Below are 724 nucleotides of genomic sequence, written 5' to 3'. Positions count from 1 at the left end.
TCCGCCACCGCCACCGCCACGCCGGCCTCACCCGACGGCGAGAGCGTCACGCGCAGTACGGCTCCCGGCGGGCCGGAGAGCTCGACCCCGGACCACACGAAGGGCAGGCGCACTTCGTCCGAGGACGGGTCGATGGACATGTGGAACACCGCGTCCAGCAGCGCGGGGTGGATCCCGAAGCCCTTCGTGTCCGCACTCGGCACGTCGGGGAGAGCGACCTCGGCGAACACGTCCTCGCCGCGCCGCCAGGCGGCCCGTACGCCCTGGAACAGCGGCCCGTACTCGTAACCCATGTCGGCCAGCCGGTCGTACAGGTCGTCCACGCCGACCGGAACGGCCCCACGCGGCGGCCACACCTCCGCGGCCGGGCGGGACGGACCGTCGTCGTCGGCAGCCACCAGGGTCCCCGTCGCGTGAAGCGTCCACACCTCCTCGTCCGGCACCGCTGCCGCACCACCGCGACCGTCCGGGCACGAATGGACCGTCACGGCACGCCGCCCCTCCCCATCCGCACCCGCAACAGCCACCTGAAGCCGCACACCAGCCGCCTCACCCACCACCAAAGGCTGCTGAAGCGTCAACTCCTCCAGACGACCGCACCCCACACGACCACCCGCCTGCAACGCCAACTCCACCAACACCGCACCCGGCACCACCACCGAACCGAACACCGCATGATCCGCCAACCACCCCTGCTCGGAGAGCGAAAGCCGACCCGTCCACA

The 724-nt window shown here is 71.7% G+C and carries 1 protein-coding gene and 1 pseudogene; both read right to left on the bottom strand.

What is annotated here, in order from left to right:
* The coding region (locus tag IH00_RS42415) for a polyketide synthase dehydratase domain-containing protein (RefSeq protein ID WP_324615819.1) at positions 1-488 on the bottom strand (488 nt) is incomplete at its 3' end.
* A gap of 45 nt (positions 489-533) precedes the next feature.
* Positions 534-671 (bottom strand): annotated as a pseudogene (locus tag IH00_RS45665) (hypothetical protein); the annotation flags it as partial.
* Positions 672-724: the final 53 nt, after the last annotated feature.

The organism is Streptomyces sp. NRRL S-118, assembly GCF_000716335.1.
Lineage (GTDB): Bacteria > Actinomycetota > Actinomycetes > Streptomycetales > Streptomycetaceae > Streptomyces.
The sequence above is the reverse complement of the archived record's forward strand: the minus strand, read 5'-3'. Positions and strand labels throughout refer to the sequence as shown.